Origin of the sequence: Micropruina sp., assembly GCF_047606365.1 — a bacterium.
Lineage (GTDB): Bacteria > Actinomycetota > Actinomycetes > Propionibacteriales > Propionibacteriaceae > Micropruina.
Genome location: NZ_JASGEN010000111.1, coordinates 41,853 through 47,967, shown reverse-complemented (window position 1 = coordinate 47,967; position 6,115 = coordinate 41,853). Strand labels below are relative to the sequence as shown.

Genomic DNA, 6,115 nt, shown 5'->3' with positions numbered 1-6,115 from the left:
GGCGTGCTGGCGGTCGGCGTCGGCGAGCGGACCCGTCCGGCGGGCGCCGAGCGGCTGGCCCGGACGGCGTTCGCCCAGGGCCTGGCACACACTGTGCTGGCCGTGCCGATCGACCAGGACCGGGCGACCATGCACCTGGACACCATCTGCACCATGGTCGACACCGACGCCATGGTGATGTACCCGAACGTGGCGCACCGGCTGGCCGCCGCCACCTTGAAGCCGTCCGCCGACGGCGGCGTCTTGGTCGAGCCGCTGCGTCCGTTCCTGGACGCGGCCGCCAGCGCGATGGGCATCGAGCGGCTGCGGCTGATCGACACCGGCCTCGATCCGGTGACCGCCGAACGCGAGCAGTGGGACGACGGCAACAACACCCTGGCCATCGAGGCCAAGGTGGCGATCGCCTACGAGCGCAACACCGAGACCAACGAGCGGCTGGCCGCGGCCGGCATCGAGGTGGTCGCCATCTCCGGCTCCGAGCTGGGTTCCGGACGCGGCGGCCCCCGCTGCATGTCTTGCCCGATCAGCCGCGACGCGCTCTAGGAACGCACTGACTTTCGTCGGTCGAGCTTGTCGAGACCTCTCCGGGTGTACGGCCTGACAAGGGGTTTCGACAAGCTCAACCAACGGGTGGTGTCGAACTCAGCCAACGACCGGTTTCGACAAGCTCAACCAGCGGTGGTCAGGTTGCGCTGCGTCCCTAGACCCGGCGCAGCCAGCCGTGCTTGTCCTCGGCCCGGCCGTACTGGATGTCGAGCAGGTGGGCCCGGATGGCCTGGCTGATCGTGCCCGGAGCGCCGTCGCCGACGGTGAACCGGCGGTCGCTGCCGTTCACACCCGGGGCGGCGAAGCCGACGATCGGGGTGACCACGGCGGCCGTCCCGCAGGCCAGCACCTCGGTGATCGCGCCGCTGCTGACGCCCTCGAACACCTCGTCGATGGCGATCCGACGCTCCGCCGGACGCAGTCCGTGCTCGGGCGCCAGGGTCAGGATGGAGTCGCGGGTGACGCCGTCCAGGATGGTGCCGGTCAGCGACGGGGTGACCAGTTCGCCGGCGGCGGTGACGAACATGATGTTCATCGTGCCGCACTCCTCCACCCAGCGGTGCTCGGCGCCGTCCAGCCAGATCACCTGGCCGCAGCCGTGCGCGGCGGCCTCGTCGGCGGCGGCCAGGCTGGCTGCGTAGTTGCCGCCGCACTTGGCCGCGCCGGTGCCACCGGCCGCGGCCCGGGTGTAGTTCGGGGTCGCCCACAGCGACACCGGCTCGGGGTAGTACGGCCCGACCGGTGAGGCGATCACGCAGAACGTGTACTCCTTGGCCGCCCGGACGCCGATCAGGGTCTCGCTGGCGATCTCGAACGGGCGGATGTACAGGCTCTGCTCGCCGTCCGGCGAAGGCACCCAGTCACGGTCCAGGTCGACCAGTTCGGTGACGGCGGCGACGAAGTCGGCCTCGTCCACCGGGGCCATCGCCAGCCGGCGTGCTGAGGAGACGAAGCGCGCCGCGTTCTTCTCCGGACGGAACAGGGCGACCCCGCCGTCCGGCTGCCGGTAGGCCTTCAGGCCCTCGAAGATCTCCTGGCCGTAGTGGAAGGTGGCTGCACCGGGATGCAGTTCGAACGGACGCCGGGCGACGATCTCGCGGTCGTGCCAGCCGGAGCCGTCGGTCCAGGTGGCCAGTGCCATGTGGTCGGTGAAGTTCGCCCCGAACACCGGCTTCGCCACGATCGCTGCGCGCTCGTCGGCGGGCGTCGGGTGGTCGGTGCGGGTCAGGGCGAAGGTCGTCATGGCCGCAGAGTAATGCTCCCGGCCGGCTGCGCCGGCGGACGACCGGGACACGGTCAACTACCCGCTCGCGCCGATCGACGAGCGGACAGACAAATAGGCAATTGAACGCCCTTTCGCAATCGCACTCCAAGCGCTAACTTCCGACCACCCACGTAGGTAGGAGGCACGCATGCCCAGTTACCTGGCGATCCCGGGAATCACCGGGGATTCGGTGGCGGCCCGCCATGAAGGCGAAATCGAGATCGACACCTGGAGCTTCAGCTGCAGTCTCGCCACCGGGGCGTTCGGCACCGGCGCCCGAGCCAACCGGCCTGATCTGACCGACCTCACCCTGACCTGTCGCAGTGGCAGCGCTTCACCGCGACTGCTCGAATACTGCGCCACCGGGCGCGCCCTCCCCCAAGCCGTGCTGACCCACGATCGGGGCGCGGGCTCGGCAGCCACCGAGGTGAGGCTCACCGACGTCCGGGTCACCGGCTACACCGTGACCGGCGCCGGCGACGCCATGTCCGACGAGTTCCGGCTGAGCTTCGGCACCGTCGCCTTCACGGTGCGGGTGCCCCGTCCGGACGGCAGCCTCGGCGATCCGGTCACCACCACCCAACCCACGCCCGGCTCACCGGTGCCCAGCCCGGGCAGCGGCGGAGTGTGGCGTCCGCGCTGAGCCCGCGGCCGATCAGCTGTTCGTATCACCGTCCGCCCAGGTGAACTCATACGACCAAAAGGAGTCGTCGATGGATCCCGTGGTTGTGCTCGATGCCGAGATGTCCGTGGCCGCCGCGCGGTCGGCGATCAGCCTGGCCGGTGCCCACGAGATGCTGATCGTGCGCCGTCCGGACCCTCGCATGCCCGGTGCGGTGCTCTGGTACTCGCTCACCCCCGACGACCGCGATCGGGTGCTCGGGCCCACCGTCGACGACCGGATGCCGCTCGGCATCTCTCTCGATCTTCACGAACACGGCGCCGACAAGGTGCGTCAACTCGACGACGCCGACGTCGTCGACGGTCATTGGACGGGCCTGGTGATCGACGGCGGCCGTCCGGTCGGCTGGATGTGGGGCGTGACCGTCGAACAGGATCGCGGCCCGACCCGCGGAATCGACTTCGGCGCCCGGCTGCCGATGGCGCCGCCCCCGGACGCCGCACCCGAACCCACCCGCGGCATCGACTTCGCCGAGCCCCCACCGATGGCCGCGGACGCCGAAGCCCCACCAGCGCCAGCGCCGGCAACCGAATCGGTGCAGGCGTTCCCGCGGGTCGACGTCCCCGAGACCGTGCCGCCGTCGGCCACCTTCGACGTCGTTGTCGGGCTGTCCCAGCAGGCCCAGCCCGGGGTCCAGGGCGCCAAGATGATCATCGCGGTACCCGCCGATCATTCGACGAGCCAACTGACCCTGCAGATCAAGGCGGAGAACTTCACCGTCGCCCAGGTGCGCCAGGATCTGGTGTTCGACCCGTCCGACATCGCCGCGCACACCGCGAACTTCCAGCTCACCGCGCCCGCGGTCGCCGAACCCTGGCAGGGCCGGATCGAGGTCGAATACAGCCAGAACGGTCTGCTGATCGGCACCGCCTGGCGCGAGATCCTAGTCGCCCCGGACGCCCCCGCACAGGCACCCACCTCCACCTCGGGTGGTGAGGTGGCGGTCAACCTCGACCAGACGGTGCCGATCGACCTGACCGTGTCGATCAGTCGCGGCGAGGCGGCCGGCACCTTCCTGTGGACGTTCACCACGCCGCACCCCGTCCAACTGCCCGACGAGCAGGTGATCACCCACCTCGAGCAGGACACCGCTGAGACGTTCGCGCTGCGCAAGATCCGCGAGATGGCCCAGGTGGACGGCAACCCCACCGCGGGACTGCGGATCGCCGGCGTCGCCACCGAGGTGGCCGGCGTGATGCCGCTGTGGTTCTGGAAAGTGCTGGCCCCGGTCTGGCGGATCGCCAAGGACGCCGAACGGCTGCCGACCCTGCTGCTGGTGTCACAGGAGTCGCTGGTGCCGTGGGAGCTGGCCACCACCGATGAGGAGTTCATCGTCGACCGCACCCTGGTCGACCCGGCCGCACCGCAACTGCTGGGCGCCCAGGCGATCGTCGGACGCTGGCGTCCGGCCGGGCCGGAGACGCCGTCCGGGATCCGCCGGCCCAGCACGACACCGGCCGAATCGATGGCGATCAGCAGCCTGGCCGTCGTGGTCGGCGAGTTCGGTCCGAGTTCGGGCATGAAGTCGCTGAAGGAGGCCATCGAGGAGGGCAAGCAGCTGACCACCACCTACCAGCCGTCGGTCTGGGTCAAGGCGACCGCCGACGAGGTGGCCAGCCTGCTCAAGGGCGAACTGACCGACCGCGGTGACCCCGTGGTGGCGCAGGTGCTGCACGTGGCGTCACACGGCGAGGTCGATCCGGATTCGCCGATCAACAGCGGCCTGATCCTGTCGGACTCCTCGGTGCGCATCGACGAGTCGATCGTGATCGGCTCGAGCTTCACCAAATCCGCCGCCCCGCTGGTGTTCCTGAACTGCTGCCAGCTGGCCACCGAGACCGGCGGCGCGCTGATCGAGGGCGGGCTCGCCGCGGCCTTCCTGCGGGCCGGCGCCCGGGCATTCGTGGCGCCGCTGTGGAACGTCAACGACACCATCGCCAAGGACACCGCGCTCGCCTTCTACGCCGAGACCATCGGCAACGGCCGTGAAGTCGGTGACGTGATGCGTGAGCTGCGCGGCCGGTTCTCCACCCTCGACGGGCAGAACCAGACCACCCCGCTCGCCTACGCCTACTACGGGCACCCCGGATTGATCCTCACCAGGCAGGAGACCCACTGATGGCCACACTCGACGGCAGTTCCCGGCAGGTCAACCTGGGTCAGGGCATCGCCGTCCGCGCTCCCGGCCTGCGTGGCCGGGCCGACGCCCACAACGTCGCGCCCGGTGCCGAGACCCGGGCGCCCGAGGTGGACGGCTCCGGCGCCGCCCTGGACGCCGCACTCACCCAGGAAGGATTCCTGCGGCTGCGGGTGATCACCCTGGACGTGGCACCGGTGCCGCAAGCACCCGCCGGCGAGCTGCGGGCACCGATCTCGGACGTGCCCGGTATGGAGGTCACCGTTCCCGATCTCGGCGAGGACGTCGCCCAGGTGCTGCTCGCGGTTGATGAGAACGGCGTAGTGAGCTGGAACTTCCCGGTCGATTCCGGAGACGCCCTGGCGCCCACCACCCGCGGCTCCGGTGACGTCGTCCGGTTCATCGTGCCGGCCTTCGCCAGCGCGCCGGACGCCGGCGAGGCCGCCGAGACCCGCGGCGTGCTGGGCCTGATCGGACGCAAGGTGCTCGAACTGGTGGCACTGCCGCTGGCCGAACTGGTGGTGCCGCCGCTGGCCGGGGCGGCCGCCCGGCTGTGGGAGTCCAAGTCGAGGATCGCCCGGGCCCGCAGCTTCACCCCTGCCAACTACACCAGCGGCGACGTGCCCAGCCTGGCCGACGCCGACTGGGAGAGGTTGGCGTCGGGCCGTTCGCTGTGGTTCGTGCACGGCACCTTCGTCAACACCGACAGCGCCTTCCGGGCCTTCCCGTCCGATCTGCTGGCCGCCCTGTCCGACCACTACGGCGGACGCGTCGCCGCCATCGACCACCACACCCTGGGCATCGACCCGATCGGCAACGCCGACCTGGTCCGCGAACTGGTGCCCGACGGCGTCCAGATCGAGGCCGACATCGTCTGCCACAGCCGCGGCGGCCTGGTCGGCCGAGCGCTGGCCGGGCAGGGCGGCGACCCGGTGTTCGACGTCCGCCGCATCGTGCACGTGGCCAGCGCCAACCACGGCACCGCGCTGGCCACCCCGAACAACCTGGTGCCGTTCATCGACCGGATCACCACCATGGTCAACCTGATTCCGGACGGCCCGGCCGCGGTCGTGGAGACCGCCCTGACCTCGGTGCTGGTGGTGGTGAAGATCATCGCCAAGTACGGACTGGTCGGCATTCCGGGCCTGGCCGCGATGGATTCCGCCGGTGACTTCCTGCACGGCTTCAACAGCACCGAACTGCCGGCCGAGCAGTTCGCCATCGCCGCCGACTTCAGTCCGTCCGGCGGCTGGCGGGCGATGGCGGTGAAGAACGTGCAGAACGTCGTGGTCGACCGGGTATTCGGCGACCTCGCCAACGACCTGGTGGTGCCGACCGCCGGTGTCTACCAGGGCGACGACGCCATGCAGGTGCGTGAGGACCGCCGGCTGGTGCTGCCCAAGGCCCGTGGCGTCTACCACGGCAGCTTCTTCGGCCAGCGCGACGTGGCCACCCAGATCGCGAGTTGGCTGACCGGATAGGAGAC

General features: G+C 70.3%; 5 protein-coding genes. 4 read left to right on the top strand and 1 reads right to left on the bottom strand.

Annotation, left to right across the window (positions count from 1 at the left end; translation table 11 throughout):
* Positions 1-543, top strand: a 543-nt coding sequence (locus tag QM624_RS13390; RefSeq protein ID WP_415092612.1) for an arginine deiminase family protein, incomplete at its 5' end; no start/stop codon positions are given.
* A gap of 157 nt (positions 544-700) precedes the next feature.
* Here the strand turns inward: QM624_RS13390 and QM624_RS13385 are convergent.
* Positions 701-1,789, bottom strand: coding sequence for a branched-chain amino acid aminotransferase (locus QM624_RS13385; protein WP_415092610.1), 1,089 nt, complete (start codon positions 1,787-1,789; stop codon positions 701-703).
* A 169-nt stretch (positions 1,790-1,958) separates the two neighbouring features.
* On the opposite strand from QM624_RS13385, the gene QM624_RS13380 reads away from it, so the two are divergent.
* From QM624_RS13380 to QM624_RS13370, 3 genes are all read left to right on the top strand, one after another.
* Positions 1,959-2,453: an Hcp family type VI secretion system effector gene (locus tag QM624_RS13380; protein WP_415092608.1), complete on the top strand. Its 495-nt coding sequence runs from the start codon at positions 1,959-1,961 to the stop codon at positions 2,451-2,453.
* A 70-nt stretch (positions 2,454-2,523) separates the two neighbouring features.
* Positions 2,524-4,611 (top strand): CHAT domain-containing protein, encoded by a 2,088-nt coding sequence (locus QM624_RS13375; RefSeq protein ID WP_415092606.1) that lies wholly within the window; start codon positions 2,524-2,526, stop codon positions 4,609-4,611.
* Complete coding sequence (locus QM624_RS13370) at positions 4,611-6,110, top strand: esterase/lipase family protein (protein ID WP_415092604.1); 1,500 nt, start codon at positions 4,611-4,613, stop codon at positions 6,108-6,110. The genes QM624_RS13375 and QM624_RS13370 overlap by 1 nt, the downstream gene beginning before the upstream one ends.
* Positions 6,111-6,115: the final 5 nt, after the last annotated feature.